Below are 18,641 nucleotides of genomic sequence, written 5' to 3'. Positions count from 1 at the left end.
ATTCTGTTTTTCGCGGCAGCGTTGCAACCCCGGCGACGGCCAATTCATCATCAGGTAAATCTACATCCTTTTTGCCTCGGTCGCCGGACTCGCGATCAAAAAAAAGGAGCGACCGATTCGTCGCTCCTGGGGGGATGGGAAAGAGAAATTAAAAGCCGAGACTTGCCTGCACAATGTAGCGGCGATCGCTCCGCTGTCCGGCGAAGGCGCCGATCTCTTCCGCATAGGTGGCGGCGGAAACGGAAAGAATCCAAAAATCGAGATCGACCCCGGCGGTCACGTAGCCGGCATTGAGGCCGGCGCGAAGCGCCAGGATCTTCGGGAAGCGGAACTCGGCCCCCAAATGGGTCCGCTTGTAAAGATCTTTGTCCGCATCGGCATTCTTGGTCAGATCATCGACCTCGACCGCAAAGGTCGTCTTGAGGATCCAGAAGTTGGGGTTGATCGAGGCGCCGACATTCACCTCTTGGGGGATGATCCCGAGCTCCTTGAAATCGAGATCGGTGATGTTCTGGACGACGAGGGCGAAGGTCGGTCGGAGCGGACTTTTTAAACTCAGCTTCGTCCCGACGTCGAAGGCGAAATCCGATTTCTTCTCCCGCTGATCGAGCGGATCAAAATCTTTGTGTGCGATCTCCGGAGCGAAGTAGACATGCTTAATCCCGTCCCGCTTAATAAATTTACCGGTCGCACCGAGTTGTAGCTGCTGGTCAAAAAAACCGAGCGCCCCGGAGACAAGGAGGCCGGTATCCAGCTTGATGTCCGTAAACACCGCGGGATTACCGGGATTTCGGATATCCATATCGAGTGTTCCCTGGCCTAAAACGCCAATTGCAAAGTTGTGCATGAAGACGTTAGGAAGGGCCGCTGCACGGACGTGCTGATGTTCGCCGACCATCTTGCTCAGGAAATCGGCAACGATGGCTTGATTATCGGTATCGAGATCTTTCAAGTCGCTATAGAGCGATTTGCTGTTCTTAGAAACCTCCAGAAGGGGGTTGAGGATCGACACCCCTCCGAATCCGCTCACATCGTTCAACCCGGCCGGATTGTAGAACATCGCATTCTCGTCGTCGGAAAGGGTGATGAAGGCCCCTCCCATGCCGAGCGGACGGATGCCCCGGTAAAGGGTCGGAAGCTCCTCGGCCCAGGTGACCCCTACCGAGAAGAGGCCGACCGCCAATAGCCCTAGCAAAACGATACTTCTCTTTAACATCGCACGCTCCCTAAAATGAGTCCGAGTCCTTAGATGCCGCCGAGGAAAGTCACAACGGTTGTGGCGCTTCCTCCCGACAGCGACTGTTGAATCTGCTGGATATGACCGCTGATGTTGTCGTTACCGATATTGGCTTCGGTCAATCCAGTATCCATGTCGCCGACATCGGCGAGCACTCTGGAGAGAGCAGCGGCATTCACGGAGGAGACGGCCGGCAGTGCATTCGGTTTTCCGGTGGTCGTGTTGTAACCGCCTGTCAAGCTGCCGAGGAAAATAACCAGATCGCTGGTCGACGCGATGGCCAATTGAAGCCCTTGGTCCGGAGTCCGGCTCGGGATGGAAGTCAAAAGAGAGACCGCCGCGCCGATGTCGCTGACATTGGCCGCCGTCGGACTGGAGAAGTGTTTTGAGAAAAGGGTATAACTGGTTGCCCCGGAGGCGGCTGGTTGATTGGCCCCCTCTTTAATGAGGTCAAAGACATCCAATCCCGCGCGGCCGGCGTAGGCCGAGGCGTAGAGGCTGACGATCTCCGGATCGCAGGTCGGCGCCGTCAGCGACGTACCGCAAAGCTCTTGGAGGGTCTCGATCGCCGTGGCAAAATCGCGGTCGTCCAGCGCGATTCGCGCCTTCTCAACCTTCGCCTCTTTGGTGCTGTCATCGCCCAGGTTCTCCAGCACGCTCTTGCCGCCGCAGCCCTCTCCGTTCGCTCCCCCTAAAAAGAGGGGCGCCGCGAGCAGAATCCCAATCCAGATCATCTTCTTCCAATCAAACTGCATGGTCCTCTCCTCTTTGTCGATCTGATGAATCTCAGTGAAATATTTTTGAAGGAATGAAGACTGAATGACCCTGGGAGTCTTCGGCCCGAATGGGAAACGCATCTCGCCCCTCTCGCGCGTTGATCCCAAGAAAGAGAGACCGATCCGCAGCGCACAAAGATCCATCGGAGACGAGCAACGCTACAAAGGTAGCAGGTAATCGGGGTTTGTCAAGAAAAGGGAAGAAATAACACGAATAGGCGGAGGTCCATCCCGGTCGAGGATAAAACGGGCGGGTAAAACTATGCGCGGGTGGCGGCTTTCAATGAAGCGATCAGGTCGGTCAACCGGGAGAGATACGCGGGATCGTTCTCCGCAGCCTCCACAATCTTGACCAGCGCGGTCCCGACAATGATCCCGTCGGCCGCTTGCGCCATCTCTTTCGCCGCCTCCGGCGTAGAGATGCCGAAGCCGACGGCGATCGGCAGCGCCGTCATGGCCTTCAACTTTCGAATCCGCTCCTGGACCGCCCCCTGCTCGGTCAGGGGAACACCGGTGATCCCGGTGAGGGAAACATAATAGATGAACCCGCTCCCCTCTTTCACGAGCCGCTCCGCCCGCTCGGGCGGGCTCGTCGGCGCGATCATGAAGATCAGGTCGATTCCGTGACGTCTCGACAGGGTGAGAAATTCTTTCGACTCCTCGTGAGGAAGGTCGGGGATGATGACGCCATCGATTCCAACCCCTTTTGCCTCCTTAAAAAAATCGAGCAAGCCGAAAGCATAGATCGGATTGCAGTAGGTCATCAACAGAATCGGAATCTTTGTCTGCCGCCGGAGCACCGTGACCGTTTCCAGCACGGCCCGCAGCGTGGTCCCCTGGCGGAGCGCCCTTTCGGACGCTTTCTGGATCGTCGGGCCGTCGGCAACCGGATCCGAGAAGGGGACGCCGAGCTCGATCAGATCGGCCCCCGCCTTTTCGATCGCAAAGACAATCTCCGCCGTTTGGGCAAGGGAAGGATCGCCCGCCATTACATAGGCGATCAGCGCCTTCTCTTTTCGCTGGGATAAACTTTTAAAGACCGATTCGATCCGGCTCATCAGGAACCCCTTCCAGAGAGGGATGCATCGGAGGCCGACAACCTGTTCGGATGAAGGATCGGCTCGATCTCCCCCTTTTCAAATGCAACGATGAATGTTTCAACAACCCGCGGATCGAACTGCGTACCGGCCTGCTTTCGCAGCTCCTGAACGGCGAGCTCGGCCGGAAGGCCTTTTCGGTAGGGACGGTTGGAGGTCATCGCATCAAAGGTATCGCAGACCGAGATAATCCGGGCCATGATCGGAATCGCCTCCCCCTTGAGGGCGTCCGGATATCCCTGCCCGTCATATGTTTCATGATGATGGCGAATACCTGGGATGATCTCCCGCAACGGCCGGATATTTTCGACGATCCGCGCGCCGATCACCGTATGACCTTCCATGATTTTCGCTTCCTCCGGCTCCAGCCGATTCGGCTTCCCCAGAATGCGGTCCTCAATCCCGATTTTGCCGATGTCATGAAGCGCCGCAGCAAGTTTTAAGCTCTCCGACTCCTCCGGGGTGAGTCCCAGCCGCCTTCCGACGACGAGGCTGTACTCCAGCACCCGCTTCGTGTGGCCGCCGGTATAGGCATCTTTTGCCTCGATCGCATCGCCGAGCGCCGCGGCGGTGCTAAGGAAGGTCTCTTTCAGCTCTTTATAGAGGCCCGCATTCTCGATGGCGATGGCCACCTGGTCGGCCAGCAATTTAAGCCCTTCCAGATCAATCGGAGTAAACTTTCCCCGCTTCTTGTTAATCGCTTGGAGCACCCCGGCGATCTTCTCCCGGATCCGGACCGGAACGCAGATCATGTTGCGGGTGACGAAACCGCTCTTCTCGTCGGCGCTCTTGAAAAAGTAGGGATTCGACCGGGTGTCGTTGATGATTTGCGCCTCGCCTGTCTGGGCGACCCAGCCGGCGATTCCTTCCCCCGGCTTTAAACGAATCTCCCGAACCTTCTCCCCTTTCTCGCCGAGGGCGATCTCGAAGAAAAGATCTTTCGTCTTCGGATCGATCAACAGAAGCGAGCCGACCTCCGACCGCATTAGATGGGTCGCCGACTCCATGGCCCGCCGCCGAACCACCCGCTCATCAAGGGTGGAGTTCAGGAGCCGGCTCATCTCCTCCATCGCCTCCAGGATTTCCAGCCGGGCTTTCTGCGCCGCAATCGTTTTTCGGAGTCGATTCTCGACCGACTCCGTCGGGCCGGTCCCTTTTTTCTTAGCTTTGGATCGGCCTCGCGCTCCCGGTCCGGACTTCTTTTTTGTGGCCACCGTCATCGGCCTCCTCGGGTCAGGTTATTTGTTCTCCCCGAACTCCGACATAAATTGCTTCATCTGCGAGAGTTGGTTTACGTCTTTATCTCCCCGCCCGGAAAGGTTGACGATCACCCGCTGATCGGGCGAGAGGGTCGGAGCCACCTTCACGAGATGAGCGATCGCGTGGGCCGATTCCAGCGCCGGCAAAATGCCTTCGGTCTCGGCCAGCAGCCGAAATGCCGCCAGCGCCTCTTCGTCGGTCGCATAGGTATACTCAATTCGTTTTAATTCACGGTAATAGCTATGCTCCGGACCGACGGCGGCGTAATCGAGCCCGGCCGAGACCGAGTGGGTCGTCTCGATCTGCCCATGCGGATCTTGAAGCAGGTAGGTCATCGTCCCATGGAGCACGCCGACCGACCCGGCGGCGAACCGTGCCGCATGCTGCCCGGCCGCGATGCCGCGGCCCCCCGCCTCCACGCCGATCATCCGAACCGACTTGTCGGAGAGAAAAGGATAAAAGAGACCGATCGCATTGCTCCCCCCGCCGACGCAGGCGATCAAGAGATCAGGAAGCGTTCCTTCAGCCCGGAGGATCTGGTGACGCGCCTCCTCTCCGATGACCGACTGGAAGTCGCGAATCATCATCGGATAGGGATGGGGCCCCAAGACCGAGCCGAGAATATAATGGGTGGTTCGAATGTTCGTCGTCCAATCGCGCATCGCCTCACTGATCGCATCTTTCAACGTCCGGCTTCCGGCTTTGACGCCGGTCACCTTGGCCCCGAGCATCCGCATCCGGATCACATTGAGCGCCTGCCGCTCCATGTCGTCGGTTCCCATATAGACTTCGCAGGCGAGCCCCGCGCGCGCCGCCACCGTCGCCACCGCCACGCCATGCTGCCCGGCGCCGGTCTCGGCGATCACCCGCTGTTTCCCCATCCGCTGCGTCAGGAGAATCTGACCCATGGTGTTGTTGATTTTGTGCGCGCCGGTGTGGCAAAGGTCTTCCCGTTTGAGATAAACCTTTGCCCCTCCCAGCCGTTCCGAGAGCCGCTTCGCGAAATAAAGCGGCGTGGGACGGCCGACATAATTTTTCAACCCGTCGGCGAGCGCTTTCTTAAAGGCCGAATCGCGCCGGACCGCCTGATAGGCCGTCTCCAACTCTTCCAGCGCCGGCATCAACGTCTCAGGGACATACCGCCCGCCGTAGGAACCGAACCGCCCCTTCTTATTCGGCAGCAACATTTGTATCTCCCGCCCGCTTGGCCGCCTCGATAAACCGTTTGATCTTCATCGCATCCTTCTTTCCTTTTATCTTCTCCACCCCGCTGCTGACATCGACGCCGTAGGGTCGCACCCGGGCCACCGCGGCGGCTACATTTTCTGGGGTCAGGCCGCCCGCCAGGATGACCCTCGCCGAGGGCGCCGCCGTTGCGGCAATCGTCCAGTCAAAGACTTCGCCGCTTCCACCGAGCTGCTGGGGATGGTACGCATCGAGCAAAATAGCGCGGGCCGAAACGCGGGCGATCTCTTCCAGGCTCTTCTCATCCCGGACGCGGATCACGCCAATGGCCCGCGTGGCGAACGGCGCGATCACCTCGGGCGAAAACGGCCCATGGAACTGAATGAGATCGACGCCGCATTCGTCAATCGCATAGCGAAAATCTTTTTCCACCCCCGCGGTAAAGACGGCGACGGTCGTGACGAACGGCGGAAGAGCATCGATGATCTTTCGGACCGTCTCAGGCGGAACGAACCGCGGGCTCTCCGGTGCGAAGATAAATCCGACCGCATCGGCGCCCTGCTCCGCCGCCGCCATTGCATCTTCCAGGTGGGTGATCCCGCAGATTTTGACCTTCATAATAATGAAAACAAGAAGTCAGGAGTCAGAATTCAGAAGAGAGAATAAGAGATGTTACTTCTCAGCGGTCATTCCATCCTTTATCTTTATTCCGACTCCTAAATTCTGACTTCTGGCTTCTGAATTCTATCTCCCCAGTAATTCCTTCATCTTGTCGGCCATCTTCTCGGAGGCCATGAACGTCTCGCCGATCAGCATTGCATCGACCTCCGCATCATAGAGCCGCTCGACCTCTTTTCTCGAATGAATCCCGCTCTCGCTGATCACGATCCGCTCTTTTCGAAGAGAAGCGGGGATTTCGCGAAGCAGGCGAAAGGTCGTCTCCAGGTCGGTCTTGAAGGTCTGGAGGTCGCGATTGTTGATCCCGATGATCGGCGCCCAATCGAGCACCTGCTCCAGCTCTTTTTCGGTATGCACTTCGACCAGCACATCGAGCGAGAGCTCCCGCGCCAGATGAAAATAATCTACCGCTTGCCGCCGTTCCAACAGCGCGGCGATCAACAAGAGGGCGTCGGCCCCCCACGCGCGCGCTTCGTAGACTTGGAGCTCGTCGAGAATAAAATCTTTTTTTAAAAGCGGCAGGGTGCTGACCGATCGAACCTCTTGCAGAAATGAAGGGCTCCCCAGGAAAAAGTGCTCCTCCGTGAGGATGGAGAGGGCGGCGGCCCCTTCTCCCTCATAAATTTTGGCGATCTCGACCGGCTCGAACCGCTCCCGGATCACCCCCTTGGAAGGGGAAGCCTTTTTGATCTCGGCGATCAGCCGCGGCGACCCTTCCTGCCGTTCTCGAAGTGTTCGCTGGAACCCGCGGGTCGGGCCGGCGTCGGCAATCCGCGACCGGAGTTCCTGAAGGGTTCGTCGCCCCTTGCGGCGGCCGACCTCTTCGCGCTTGATTTTAAGAATCTCATCTAAGAAAATCATCATCAACCGAGGGGAGGAAGGGATCCCTCGCGCTATTTGTTGGTCATCTCCCGCAGCTGCTCGAGCTTCATCATCGCTCGTCCCGACTCGATCGACTCGGCGGCAAGCAGCACCCCTTCTTGGAGGGTCTTCGCCCTCCCGACGGCGACCAGCGCGGGGGCGGCGTTCATCAACACGACCTCCCGTTTCGGACCGGCCTCTCCTTTGAGAATCGAGAGAAGAATCTCCGCGTTCGCCTCGGCGTCGCCGCCCGCCAAATCTTTCAGACTTCCTCCGGAGAGCTGGAAATCTTTCGGCTCCAGCGGATAGGTGAGGACGCGTCCCCCTTTTGCCTCGGAGATTCGGCTCTTGCCGGTGATGGTGATCTCGTCCAATCCATCGGAGCCGTGCACGACGAAGCAGTGCTGCGACCCGAGATTGAGAAGCACCTGCGCCAGCAATTCGGTATAGATAGGAGAGAACACCCCCAAGACCTGAATCGTCGCACCGGCCGGATTGGTGAGCGGTCCGAGAATGTTAAAGATCGTCCGAATGCCGGTCTCTTGCCGCGGGCCGACCGCGTGCTTCATCGCGCCATGGAATCGGGGGGCGAAGAGAAACCCGATCCCGATTTCGTTGATGCACCCCTCGACCCGCTCCGGCGGCAGATCGATCTGGATGTCGAGCATCTTCAAGACATCGGCGCTTCCGCAGGAGCTCGACACCGAGCGGTTGCCATGTTTGGCGACGGTCACCCCGCAGCCGGCCACCACGAAGGCGACGGTCGTCGAGATGTTGAAGGTATGGAGCCGGTCTCCGCCGGTCCCGCAGGTATCGACGACGAGCGGGTCGCTCACATGGACATGGATCGCCTTTTCGCGCATGACCCGGGCCGACCCGGTAACCTCGGCAATCGATTCCCCCTTCATCCGGAGCGCGGTGATGTAAGAGGCAATCTGCGCCGGGGTGGCATTTCCCTCCATGATCTCACGCATCACCTCTTCCGCTTCGGTCTCGGTCAGGTCGACCCGCTCGACCACCTTTGCAATCGCCTCTTTGATCATCTTGAATCCCCCTTACTTCTTTATTGCGGACGCTTCCAGAGCAGGTCTCGGATCGCCCAGAAAATTCTTCAGCAGATCCTTTCCGACCTGCGTCAGAATTGATTCCGGATGGAACTGGACCCCCTCCACCGGAAACGTTTTATGCCGCACCCCCATGATCTCTCCCTCTTTCGTCCAGGAGGTGATCTCCAAGACGTCTGGAAGACTCTCTCGGCGGATGATGAGGGAGTGATATCGGGTCGCTTCAAATGGATTGGGAAGCGCTCTATAAATCGTCCGGCCGTCATGCTCGATCATCGACGTTTTCCCATGCATTAACCGGGGCGCCCGAATCACCTCGCCGCCGAAGGCCTCGCCGATCGCCTGATGTCCGAGACAGACCCCCAAAATGGGAATCCGGGCGCCGAATTCCCGGATCAGATCGACTGAAATACCAGCCTCCTTCGGCGTGCAGGGACCGGGCGAAATGACAATCTTCGAAGGCGCCATTCGCTCGATCTCCGCGAGGGTGAGCTTGTCGTTGCGATACACCTCCATCCCCGCCCCCAGCTCCCCGAGATACTGAACAAGGTTATAGGTGAAGGAGTCATAATTGTCGATGACGAGAAGCATGGGATTCCTTTTACTCTAAACCGCTCTCCGCCAATTGAATCGCGGTCAGCATTGCTTTGGCCTTGTTGACCGTTTCTTCATATTCTTTGTCGGGATCGGAGTCGGCGACGATTCCCGCCGCCGCCTGTATGGTCGCCTGATCGCCGTCGATGATGATCGTCCGGATTGTAATACAGGTATCCATGTTCCCTTGGAAGCTGAAGTAGCCGACCGCGCCGGCATACAGGCCGCGGCCCGCCGGCTCCAGTGCATGGATAATCTCCATCGAGCGGATCTTCGGAGCGCCGGTTACCGTACCGGCGGGAAAACACGATTGGAGCAGCGTGAACGCATCCTGCCCCTCCTCCAGCCGGCCGACGACGTTGGAAACGATATGCATCACATGCGAGTAGCGCTCGATCACCATCAGCTCATCGACCTGGACCGTTCCGTATTCGCAGACCCGCCCCAGATCATTCCGTCCGAGGTCGATCAACATGACATGCTCCGCCCGCTCTTTGGGATCGGCCAGAAGCTCCTTTTCGAGCGCCAGATCTTCCTGCGGCGTCGTCCCCCGTCGGCGGGTCCCGGCGATTGGACGGGTCTCGGCTTGTCGGCCTTCCAGACGAACCAACACCTCCGGAGAGGTCCCGACGAGATGAAGACGGCCGAATTTAAGAAAATACATATAAGGCGACGGGTTCACCCCCCGGAGGGCGCGGTAGACGGCAAATGGATCGCAGGAGAGCGTTATTGAAAAGCGCTGCGAGAGCTGCACCTGGAAGATATCGCCCGCCTTGATGAACTCCTTCGCGGCGAGGACCCCCTTCTTAAATCCCTCGCGGGTGAAATTCGATCTCGGAGAGAGCGTCCCCGCTTCGGCCGATCTCCGGGGGGCCGCTCCGACCGCCTCCCAATCCAAGGGGCGCCGAAGGCGATCGATCAGCGCGTCGATTTTTTCGATCGCCCGCTGATAGGTGCTTTTTAGATCGTCATTCTGAATGAACGCATTCGAGACCACCTTGATCCGATGCCGCACATTATCGAAAATCAGGAGCGTATCGGTAAAAAGAAAGAAAAAATCGGGGTTCGGTCGATCCGAGGAGTCGAAGCGAACCGGCTCGAAGAAGCGAACCATGTCATAACCGAGGTAGCCGACCGCCCCGCCGAAAAATCGGGGAAGTCCTTCCATCTCTACCGGCTTAAACTCCGAAAGAAGTTCCTTCAAGACAAGTAGCGGATTTCCGTCGGCGGCAATCTCCGTCGGCTTCCCCTCCCGGGTAATCACCACGCGCTCTCCTTCGGCCTTGATTAAGATCGACGGGTCGACCCCGAGAAAAGAGTATCTTCCCCACTTCTCCCCCCCCTCGACACTCTCCAGAAGGTAGGCATACTCCCGTCCGCCCGCAATTTTTAAAAATGCGGAGACGGGGGTTTCGGTATCAGCCAGGATCTCTCGATAAACGGGAATGAGATTGCCTTCTTTGGCTTTCTGGCAGAAGAGATCGAATGAGGGGGTCACCATGAGAATTCCATAAAATTGGCGGTTCAGGCTATCATAATGATCACAAAAAAGTCAATGAACCGAATCGACCGCTTCACCTCTTCTCACCACGCCGCATCGTCCGCTTCCAATTCTAAAATGGCCGCACCAAGAAGATGCACAAAATGCTTGACATCGAGGTCGCATTACCTATAATTTTGTATTCATCTGTGAATGAACGGCGAATCGATAAATGCCGCGTCGTTTATCACGAATGAATGATCACCCGGCCGTCCACCAAATGGCAACTTGGGATGGCTTTAATATCCGGTGAATGAATTAGAGAGAGCGGTAATCGGCCGCCGATCTCGGGTCGTTCACCGGAGGAAGCGCTTCGATCACTTCTAGATTTCTGAAATATGGGATGGCTCTGTTCCTTCTCCTCAGCGGGGTTGGACAGGGCTTTGCAGAAGAGGAGGGACGGTGGGAGATCGGAATCGTCGGAGGCCTTTATAAGCCCTCGCTGAAGACGCTCAATAGAATTTTGAGCGACCCCAGCTTGGCGCTCCTCCAAGATCCGAACAATCAGCTTCAACCAAACATCCTCTTTACCCCGGAGGCGAGAAATCTGGAGGTTCCTTCTTATAAGATCGATCGGGCCTTCGGCGTTGAGGTGGCACGGGAAATAAATCGGCGCAATGCATTTCTGATGACCTTAAATCTCTGGGAGGGGGAGACGATTGGAAATGACATTGCTCCCCAGATTACGACGACCGCTGCGACCGATTTTAAAGATGTCCCGAGGAACAGCCGGTATGACATCTCCATTACGAATCTTTGGCTTGGCTGGCGTTATCACATTCCATTGGGATCGGAGAAAAGCCGCGTTTATATCGATATCGGTCTGATCGGCCTCGCTTATGCGCAGATGACGGTTGATACCTTGTTGAAGGTGACCACACCGGTCGCACAAGCCTTTCCGGTGGCAAGCTCCCTAGAGGCGACGGGATGGGGTTTGACGAGTCGGTGGGGGTTCGGCGGCGAGTACTTTTTGAAAAAATGGATTGCAATTTCATTTCGAACCAGCTATATAGTTGGTAGGGTCCCAAAAATGAAGGTAAGACGATTTTTCCCTTCCGGATTTTCCACCCCACCCGAGCCGGAAGCGGGAACCGATCTCCAGCCCAGACCGGTTCCCGGTGAGGTCTTAACCTACGCAAATGTCAAACGGGGCGGGACCCCGAACGATGAGATTCGTTCGAACGTAAAGACACTTCCTCTGGAATTGAACGGCATCGAAGGAATGATCGGCATTCATTTTTATTTCTGAAGGCGAAACGGCTCATCCGAGAAATAGGTCGGGTCCGATTTAGGCACCACTGGGAGTTTGAAGTAAGAAATAGCCACGACGGCAATGGGGGTGCGAGAATAAGGCGCATCCCGAATCAGGGTCACGCGCTGGTCCGCAGACACTGATGTAATGATTCATCCTTTGCTCAGAGCAAACCTCTCGAAAGAGGGGGACGCAAAGCAACGAGGCTAAAGCTGTAAAGCCATGCCTGCCGAGCCGCCAAAGGAAATTCTGTGGCGGCTTTTTTTATCGGCCGCTTCTAAATTCTTAAAGAGACGCGGTATGATAAAACGTTTCCGGTGGGCGGCATTGATTCTTCATGGGAGTTTTTGGATGATGGGGCTTTTATTCTTGCCCTTGGAGGCTGAAGCGCAAAACACCCTCACCCTCACCCATACCTCAACGACGACCGGTCTTTTTAATAATCCGATCTTAGGTTGTACGGCCTGCGCGGCCGTACCGAATCATGATCCGGGCACCCCTTTTCCCGACACGTCGACCCCGCTTTTCTTGGGGGATCCGAAAGCGGCGGATCTTCCCGCGACAATCGCAAAGGGCCTCGCTCCGAACAACCAATTCGGCGTCGGGATTCCCAAAGGCGACAGCGGAACCCCGCTCTTTCATTCGACCCCGTTCGACCTCTCCGAAGCGGGTCTGGTGATCTCGGTTGAAAATGACATGGCCTCGCTCTCCCGCACCGGCGGCGGCAGGAGCAACACCTTCTCGTCTCGAGTCAGCCAAATCACCCCCGGGGTACCGGGGACGACATCGCCGGACCAACACTTTTCAATTCTCTTTTCGATTCACTCTCTCACCGACCCGGACGGCAATCTCATCGGAAGCGCAACCGGAACCTTCATTCAGCAAATCGACGGCGTGACGACACAAGGAACAGTCCAATTCGACAGCACAAACGGGTTTAGCGGAACGAATATATCGAACGTATACAACTTCACCAAGTAGTCCGAGAGTTCAGAGGGCTTCTCCCATGCTGCAAGTGGGAGAGGGCTGCCGGGCAGTCAGGCAGCAGAGCAACACAAAGCAACATAGATAAAGGAGGCTGTATGAGAATCAATCGTCTTTTAACGCTCGGGGCCATGGGGGTTTTCCTCCTGTCCGGGGCGGCTTTTGCCCAGAATATCCAGACCAATACCACCAGCACCACGGTGGGGTCGACGACATTCGGGTTTGCCATCACTGCACCACAGCTTGCGACGGTAATGCAGTCGGAAATCGCACCTACTTGCGGTGCCCGCGGCGCCGACGGGGTGATGACCTGTACCTTAACCAACTACATCAAGGCGGTCGGGATGCCCGGTTCTTTTACCGGAAATCCTTTTAAGATCGTCTGGACCCGGGCTGACTTCGGCTGCGGATTTCTCTGCGGCACAGAAGGTGGACCGGATCCACAAACCGCACCGGCTTTTGCGGGAACAACCCTGACCGGGAACATCACCTCGACCATCGATCTCGGTTTGGGAACGACTGCAACCGATCCATTTCATAGCGCGGGACATATCACCTTTAGCATGAACCCTGCCACCATGAATGCGCACATCGATCAGCAGGTCATACAGGCGATCAACAATGCGACCGGGCTCACCATGTCTTTCACCGAGACCGACGCAACACCGACGGCTGGATTCACTGCCAGCAATGACCCTGCCATTCTTGCCTTTGCAGGTCCGGTCAACTTGACCGCTCACATGCTCCTCACACAAACCGGCGAACAGGGAGCCCCTTCTGCCACACCGTTCACATCGGACGTGACAGTGGCGTTCCCCTACGGAGCCAGCTGGAATTCTTTCCCAGCAGCCGGCGAATCACCTTTAACAGGGAGCAACTTCCCGCCGCAGGGTGCTTTTACAACACCCGGCCTGAGAACTCAGGTCGACAACCCAGCGACGCTGACCATCGACGAGGGAAGCCTGTTTCCCGTATTCTTCTAACGACACCTCTTCTCCTGGAGGGACCTCCCTCCAGGAGAAGTTCCTCTGGATGGAGGGCTATGCACAGCCGGTGATTATGAAACAAATTAACGCGCTTTATGTAAATGCAAATTAATTCATCTCCTCCCTGTAACCCCTTCAATTTTCGAATTTCACCCGAAAAAACCTTCCGAACCCTTATAAGCTTCTCTTTCCTCCTCTGTTTATCTCTTCTCCTTCTTTGGGTCGGCCCCTCGAGACCGGCGCTGGCAGCCTCCCCGGAGTTGAAGAAACGATTTGAGGAAGGGGTCGTTTTTTTTCAGCAAGGAAACGACAAAGAAGCGGAGACGCGCTTCCTGGAAGTGCTCCGTGAAGATCCGACACTGGTCCTCCCCCAGCAGTATCTCGGGATGCTCTATACCCGGGCCAACCGATGGGTAGAGGCGAAAACAGCGTTTCAAGCGGTCATCAAAAAAGCGCCGACCTTTCCGGGAGGCTATTTCGGATTGGCCCTGGTGCTCAAAAACCAAGGGGATATCGAGCAAGCCAAGGCCCTCTTTGGAAAAACGGTGACCCTCGCCCCGACGCAATATAATGCCTGGTTCTATTTCGGCCAACTTTCCGAATCACAGGGGAAAATAGACGAGGCGGTCGAGGCCTATCAGAAGGTCCTGCAACATAGCCCGGCCGGCACACCGGAGGCGCGCGACGCCGAGCGGCGGGTCGCAGAGCTCGGCGCCACCCCCGAAACGGCAAGACAGGTCCAGGCGTTGGTTACGGAAGCGGCTGCGCGGCTCCAGGAGAAAAATCTTCCGGCGGCCTGGGCCCTCTATCAGAAAGCGGCCGCCCTCCTTCCGAAAAGCCTCCAACTCCGCCTCTTCCTCGCTGATCTGGCCACCCAAGTCGGCGATCCGGTCCGTGCGCTTGCCTTATTCAAAGAAGCGGTGGCCATTGACCCTGCTGCCATTCAGCCGCATCTTGCCCTGGCGAAGTTCTACGAAAAGGTCGGAAGCGTCGATGATACTATCCAAGAATATGAAACGGTCCTGCTGCTCAATCATGATGACACCATCCCGGAGATTCGCTCTGCCAAGGAGGCCCTCTTTTCCCTGCTCGATCGGAAAGAGATTGAAACACATACCCGAAAAGGGAATCTTCTAATGAAAGAAAAAAAGGGGGACGCGGCGATCGTCGAATTTCAAGCGGCAGCGGCCGTCGATCCGGGGCTGGCGGCGGTGCATCATAACTTGGCTCTTTTCTATGACGAGGTCGGACGGCACGACCTGGCCCTGCCGGAAATAGAAGAGGCGTTAATCCTCGACCCTGATTCCCGCGTCCTGCAACTCCTCCTCGGTAAGACACAACGGGAACGGGGCGCCTACCGCCTCTCCATCGCCGCTTATGTGAAGGTCCTCTCGCTTCAGAAAAACCGGGACATCTTCTCTCTGGAAGCCGAATCGGGCCTTTATCAGACCGCCCTCGCCATGCTGAAGTCGACGCTGGAAGCCAATCCACCGTTCGTCGAAGGGGTCACCAAGAAATCAAAGGGCGAGCAGCGTGAGGCCCAAGCGCTCCTGGAGGAGGCGGCGCGGCTCTCCCCGGAAAGCGCGCCGATCTACTACTATCTCGGAGAGATCTATGAGGGCCAGGGGACGCCGGACAAAGCGACCGCCACCTTTGAGCGGGCGGTTGAATTGCAGCCGGCGTTTTATCCTGCATGGCGGAAGCTGGCGCGGCTCTATACACAGCAGGGATCCGGCTCCAAAGGGGTCGACGCATATGAACGGCTCCTTCGGCTCTCGGATGACAACCTGAAGGCGATGGCCATGTCGCGACCGGAGCTTGAAAAGGAAAGGGACGCGGCGCGTCAAAAACTGGAACAGGCACGCGAGAAGACCCGCGCCCTCTTTAACCGTGCACAAGCCGCTCTCGCCAAGGGAGAGAAGGAAGAGGCGATTGCGCTTCTCCAAGAGGCCCATACCGAAGAAAAGGACAATCTCTCCATCCTCTACTCTCTCGGAATCGCTTATGGCATTGAGAACAAATGGCCGGAGGCGAGTGAGGCCTTTTCAGCCATTCTTCATACCGACCCGACGCATGCGGGGGCGCTGCTCCGTCTCGGCGCGGTTCAAGAGGCGAGGGGGCTCCTTCCGACCGCCGCTCAGACCTACCGGCGGCTCCTCAATCAGAAGGAAAAGGGCGAGCTGCCGGAATATAAAGAAGCCGCTACACGTCTGGCCGCCCTCAATGAGAGCCTGAAACAATACCGAGAGGCCGAGCGGCATGAGAAGCGGGGGCTGGCCGTCTTATCGACCATTTCCGATAACGCAGCCGCCGCGGAGAAAGAGAAAGCGGCGGCCCCTTCCGGTGGGAAGCTTACCCCCGCGCAGCTTCAATTGGCGCTCTGGGATCTCAAAGAGGCCATCGTCCTTCGACCCAAGGAGGCGCGCTATCATTACAACCTCGGGCTTCTCTATGAGCATGTGAACTTCGGAGAAGGGGGACTGAACAAAGAGAATGCGAAGCGGGTGAAAGAAGATCGCCGGCTCCTTGAAGAGCCGGCATCCGCTTACCGGGCGGCGGTCGAGATCGATCATCGCTATCTCCCCGCCTACGCCCGACTGGGACAGCTCTATGAATGGCAGGAGGACAACAACCAGGCGATGACCTATTATCGATTGGTCCTCTCTGAAGCCCCCTCGCCCCCACCCCGGGAGGTCGAAGAGATCAAAGCGCGGGTCGAAGCGCTCGAGAAGCGCTTTTTCGGAAATGTCGGCTATACCGTCGGGATCGACAGCAACTTTCCACTCACCGAGCCGGCCCAAGATGATTACTTCAACACCCTTTCGGCAAATCTGACTTACTATGTGGTCAAGGGAACCCGCCTTCAGATTCCGCTCTCCTATCAGGGAGACACGACCTTTTACTATCGCGCCCAGGTCTACTACAGCAACCACTCTCTGTCACTGGGACTCCAACATCATCCCACCCCCCCCTTCTCTTATGGGTTTTCCGGCCGATATCAGGCCAGCTTGGCGAAAGGGAGCGGGCTCGCGCTCCTTCTCACTCAGGGGACCGCTTCGGTCAACTTCTTCTCATCGCTTCCCACGGTGACCTCGCTCGAATATGCTTATACCGATACCTCTTATCCCAGCGCCGCCCAGCTCGACTCCCAAGAACAGCGGGGAACGCTCTTGATGAACCACTCTCTCCCTTGGCGAGACGACCTCTCATTCTCTTATACGTATACTTATCGGCTGACACCCAGAACCCCGAGCAACAGCTATCAGGGACATCGCTTTCAGCTTGGATATCAGAGGTGGGTCTTGCCTTATCTCCAATTTAGAGGATCGGCCTCCATTCTCTTCCAAAACTTTCTCAATCCCGAACTCACACCCGGGCAGGTCGCCTCTCTGATCGGCCAAGGGCTGCTCCCCTCCGGCTTCGATGCAAACCAGCTCCGAGAAAACCGTCTCCTCTCTTACAGCGTCGGCTTCTTCTATCCTTGGAGCGACACCACCAGCCTTTTTGTCGACTACCAATGGCAGAAAAACCGATCGAATATTGCATCGGCGGCATCGCTGGGACAGCCGAGTGTCACCGACGTCTTGCTGGGAAGAAACCCCTCGATCGGACCTTATGAAAAAAGAGTATTGAGGATGGGGGTTACCGTTGCGTTTTAATCAATCCCTCGTCTTTACTCTTTTTATTTTTTTAGTGATTCAAAACAGGATGATGCTGACCGCCCGCGCCCAAGAGACACCGGCCGGAACCGGCAGCGAGACCCTGACCTTTCACGGCCAGCTCAGGAATGAGACGGCCTATCGCTATGACCAGCCGTCGGCCTTTACGAAGATCCTCAATCTGGCCTATTTGGAAGCGCGGTATACCCCCTCGTCCAACATGCATCTCACCGCGTTGGTTCGAAGCTACTACGACGCGGTGTACGATTTCGAGTCGGTCGACAGCGTCGTCCCGAGAAATAACCCCCGGACCATCCTGACCGAAAACCTCACCGCCGAAGAAATCGAAGCCCTCAACATTCAAAATTCCCGCAGCATCGAAATCGTCAAGAAGAAGACCGAGGTCAGAGAGTTCTATCTTGATCTCTTCTTTCCCAAGCTCGATCTGCGGCTTGGGAAACAGATCGTCCGATGGGGGGTGGTGGAGGGGGCCCGGGTCAATGACGTCGTCAATCCGCAAGACTTCCAAGAATTTATCTTGAGGGGAATACAGGACCGCTATATCCCGGTGTGGATGATCAAGGCCGATTTTTATTCCGACCCGAACACTCTGGAGGTTCTCTGGATTCCCGATCTTCACTTTAACAAGCCGGCCCCGCGGGGAAGCGAATGGGAGGAATTTCAGAATCTGGACGGATTAAAGAAGCCGCCGCGGACCTTCGAGAACAGCATCTGGGGGATTAAGGCGACCCGCCCGATCGCCGGCTGGGACTTCTCCCTCGTCTACCTTTATACCTGGGACGACTTTCCCTCGGCCTTTCGGACCGTTTTCGGTTTGGGGCAGTTCGGCGTCTCCCCCGACGTCACCTTCAATCCGAGATATCATCGACTCGACCAGATCGGAACCAATTTCACCAAGGGGTTTGGGGCCGTGGTGATTAATGGCGAGGCCGCTTACGTCCATGGAAAGATGTTCGGAACCCGATTCGGACGTTTTAACCCGACGACGACAGATCAGACGCTTCAATTCGCGCTGGGAGAAATTCAACGGGATTATGCAAAATACGCTTTAAGCGTCGACTTCCGTCTCTTCGGCGCCGACCTCTCTTTCCAGGTCCAGCAGCAATACATCTTCGCATACCAACCCGAGATCATCCAGGACCGGCTCGACACCTTCGTCGCCGCATTCATCCGCCGGGAGCTCGCTTACAGCCGCGTCCTTCTGGAGATGCTGACGATTTACTATATTAACGAAAAAGACACTTTGATCCGCCCCAAGGTCACCTACCGGTTAAACGACGACTTTAAAATAGCCGTGGGAGCCGATGTCTTCTCGGGGTCGATCGGCGGACCGCTGCCGGGCGAATTCCACTTTATCGGCTTTTTTAAGAACAATGATCGGGTGTATATTGAATTGACCTATAGCTTCTAAGCGGCGATTGAACGACCTGCTTCGGTCGAGTTTTTA

15 protein-coding genes and 1 riboswitch are annotated in these 18,641 nt (G+C 56.8%); of the genes, 5 read left to right on the top strand and 10 right to left on the bottom strand.

From position 1 onward, the window contains the following. Positions 1 to 148: 148 nt before the first annotated feature. The 10 genes from HY282_11895 to trpE all read right to left on the bottom strand — a co-directional run bounded on the left by HY282_11895 (position 149) and on the right by trpE (position 10,253). On the bottom strand, positions 149 to 1,216 hold the full coding sequence (locus HY282_11895) for a hypothetical protein (GenBank protein ID MBI3804452.1): 1,068 nt from the start codon (positions 1,214 to 1,216) through the stop codon (positions 149 to 151). Between the two features lie 29 nt (positions 1,217 to 1,245). Beyond that, positions 1,246 to 1,992 (bottom strand): hypothetical protein, encoded by a 747-nt coding sequence (locus HY282_11890; protein MBI3804451.1) that lies wholly within the window; start codon positions 1,990 to 1,992, stop codon positions 1,246 to 1,248. Between the two features lie 281 nt (positions 1,993 to 2,273). Continuing rightward, complete coding sequence (locus HY282_11885) at positions 2,274 to 3,074, bottom strand: tryptophan synthase subunit alpha (protein ID MBI3804450.1); 801 nt, start codon at positions 3,072 to 3,074, stop codon at positions 2,274 to 2,276. Continuing rightward, positions 3,071 to 4,180 carry a GAF domain-containing protein gene (locus HY282_11880; protein MBI3804449.1) on the bottom strand — a complete coding sequence of 370 codons (1,110 nt, stop codon included), beginning with the start codon at positions 4,178 to 4,180 and terminating at the stop codon, positions 3,071 to 3,073. Before HY282_11880 ends, HY282_11885 begins: the two co-directional genes overlap by 4 nt. Before the next feature lie 168 nt (positions 4,181 to 4,348). Continuing rightward, entirely contained in the window at positions 4,349 to 5,563 is a 1,215-nt protein-coding gene (trpB, locus tag HY282_11875) for a tryptophan synthase subunit beta (GenBank protein ID MBI3804448.1), read from the bottom strand. Further along, positions 5,541 to 6,176, bottom strand: a complete 636-nt coding sequence (locus tag HY282_11870) for a phosphoribosylanthranilate isomerase (protein ID MBI3804447.1) — start codon at positions 6,174 to 6,176, stop codon at positions 5,541 to 5,543. The genes trpB and HY282_11870 overlap by 23 nt, the downstream gene beginning before the upstream one ends. A 123-nt stretch (positions 6,177 to 6,299) precedes the next feature. Next, positions 6,300 to 7,094: an indole-3-glycerol phosphate synthase TrpC gene (trpC, locus tag HY282_11865; protein ID MBI3804446.1), complete on the bottom strand. Its 795-nt coding sequence runs from the start codon at positions 7,092 to 7,094 to the stop codon at positions 6,300 to 6,302. A gap of 32 nt (positions 7,095 to 7,126) precedes the next feature. After that, entirely contained in the window at positions 7,127 to 8,137 is a 1,011-nt protein-coding gene (gene trpD / locus HY282_11860) for an anthranilate phosphoribosyltransferase (GenBank protein MBI3804445.1), read from the bottom strand. A gap of 12 nt (positions 8,138 to 8,149) precedes the next feature. Further along, the gene (locus HY282_11855; GenBank protein MBI3804444.1) at positions 8,150 to 8,749 is read right to left on the bottom strand and encodes an aminodeoxychorismate/anthranilate synthase component II; all 600 of its coding nucleotides are present in this window, start codon (positions 8,747 to 8,749) and stop codon (positions 8,150 to 8,152) included. A gap of 10 nt (positions 8,750 to 8,759) precedes the next feature. Further along, entirely contained in the window at positions 8,760 to 10,253 is a 1,494-nt protein-coding gene (gene trpE / locus HY282_11850; GenBank protein ID MBI3804443.1) for an anthranilate synthase component I, read from the bottom strand. A gap of 382 nt (positions 10,254 to 10,635) precedes the next feature. On the opposite strand from trpE, the gene HY282_11845 reads away from it, so the two are divergent. The 5 genes from HY282_11845 to HY282_11825 all read left to right on the top strand — a co-directional run bounded on the left by HY282_11845 (position 10,636) and on the right by HY282_11825 (position 18,605). Then, the gene (locus HY282_11845; protein MBI3804442.1) at positions 10,636 to 11,541 is read left to right on the top strand and encodes a hypothetical protein; all 906 of its coding nucleotides are present in this window, start codon (positions 10,636 to 10,638) and stop codon (positions 11,539 to 11,541) included. A 160-nt stretch (positions 11,542 to 11,701) separates the two neighbouring features. After that, a riboswitch (cyclic di-GMP riboswitch) is annotated at positions 11,702 to 11,786 on the top strand. Between the two features lie 58 nt (positions 11,787 to 11,844). Then, positions 11,845 to 12,525, top strand: coding sequence for a hypothetical protein (locus tag HY282_11840; protein MBI3804441.1), 681 nt, complete (start codon positions 11,845 to 11,847; stop codon positions 12,523 to 12,525). Between the two features lie 101 nt (positions 12,526 to 12,626). Next, on the top strand, positions 12,627 to 13,511 hold the full coding sequence (locus HY282_11835) for a hypothetical protein (protein ID MBI3804440.1): 885 nt from the start codon (positions 12,627 to 12,629) through the stop codon (positions 13,509 to 13,511). A gap of 263 nt (positions 13,512 to 13,774) precedes the next feature. After that, complete coding sequence (locus HY282_11830) at positions 13,775 to 17,173, top strand: tetratricopeptide repeat protein (GenBank protein ID MBI3804439.1); 3,399 nt, start codon at positions 13,775 to 13,777, stop codon at positions 17,171 to 17,173. Beyond that, positions 17,163 to 18,605 carry a hypothetical protein gene (locus HY282_11825; protein ID MBI3804438.1) on the top strand — a complete coding sequence of 481 codons (1,443 nt, stop codon included), beginning with the start codon at positions 17,163 to 17,165 and terminating at the stop codon, positions 18,603 to 18,605. The genes HY282_11830 and HY282_11825 overlap by 11 nt, the downstream gene beginning before the upstream one ends. Positions 18,606 to 18,641: the final 36 nt, after the last annotated feature.

The organism is Candidatus Manganitrophaceae bacterium (assembly GCA_016200325.1).
Classification (GTDB): Bacteria; Nitrospirota; Nitrospiria; order SBBL01; family Manganitrophaceae; genus Manganitrophus.
This window is presented reverse-complemented; position numbering and strand designations above follow the sequence as displayed.

Coding starts and splice junctions, on each gene's coding strand:
- trpE (MBI3804443.1), bottom strand. CDS start 10,253: ATGGTGACCCCCTCATTCGATCTCTTCTGCCAGAAAGCCAAAGAAGGC.
- HY282_11835 (MBI3804440.1), top strand. CDS start 12,627: ATGAGAATCAATCGTCTTTTAACGCTCGGGGCCATGGGGGTTTTCCTC.
- HY282_11840 (MBI3804441.1), top strand. CDS start 11,845: ATGATAAAACGTTTCCGGTGGGCGGCATTGATTCTTCATGGGAGTTTT.
- trpD (MBI3804445.1), bottom strand. CDS start 8,137: ATGATCAAAGAGGCGATTGCAAAGGTGGTCGAGCGGGTCGACCTGACC.
- HY282_11890 (MBI3804451.1), bottom strand. CDS start 1,992: ATGCAGTTTGATTGGAAGAAGATGATCTGGATTGGGATTCTGCTCGCG.
- HY282_11855 (MBI3804444.1), bottom strand. CDS start 8,749: ATGCTTCTCGTCATCGACAATTATGACTCCTTCACCTATAACCTTGTT.
- HY282_11895 (MBI3804452.1), bottom strand. CDS start 1,216: ATGTTAAAGAGAAGTATCGTTTTGCTAGGGCTATTGGCGGTCGGCCTC.
- HY282_11880 (MBI3804449.1), bottom strand. CDS start 4,180: ATGGAGGAGATGAGCCGGCTCCTGAACTCCACCCTTGATGAGCGGGTG.
- HY282_11845 (MBI3804442.1), top strand. CDS start 10,636: ATGGCTCTGTTCCTTCTCCTCAGCGGGGTTGGACAGGGCTTTGCAGAA.
- trpC (MBI3804446.1), bottom strand. CDS start 7,094: ATGATTTTCTTAGATGAGATTCTTAAAATCAAGCGCGAAGAGGTCGGC.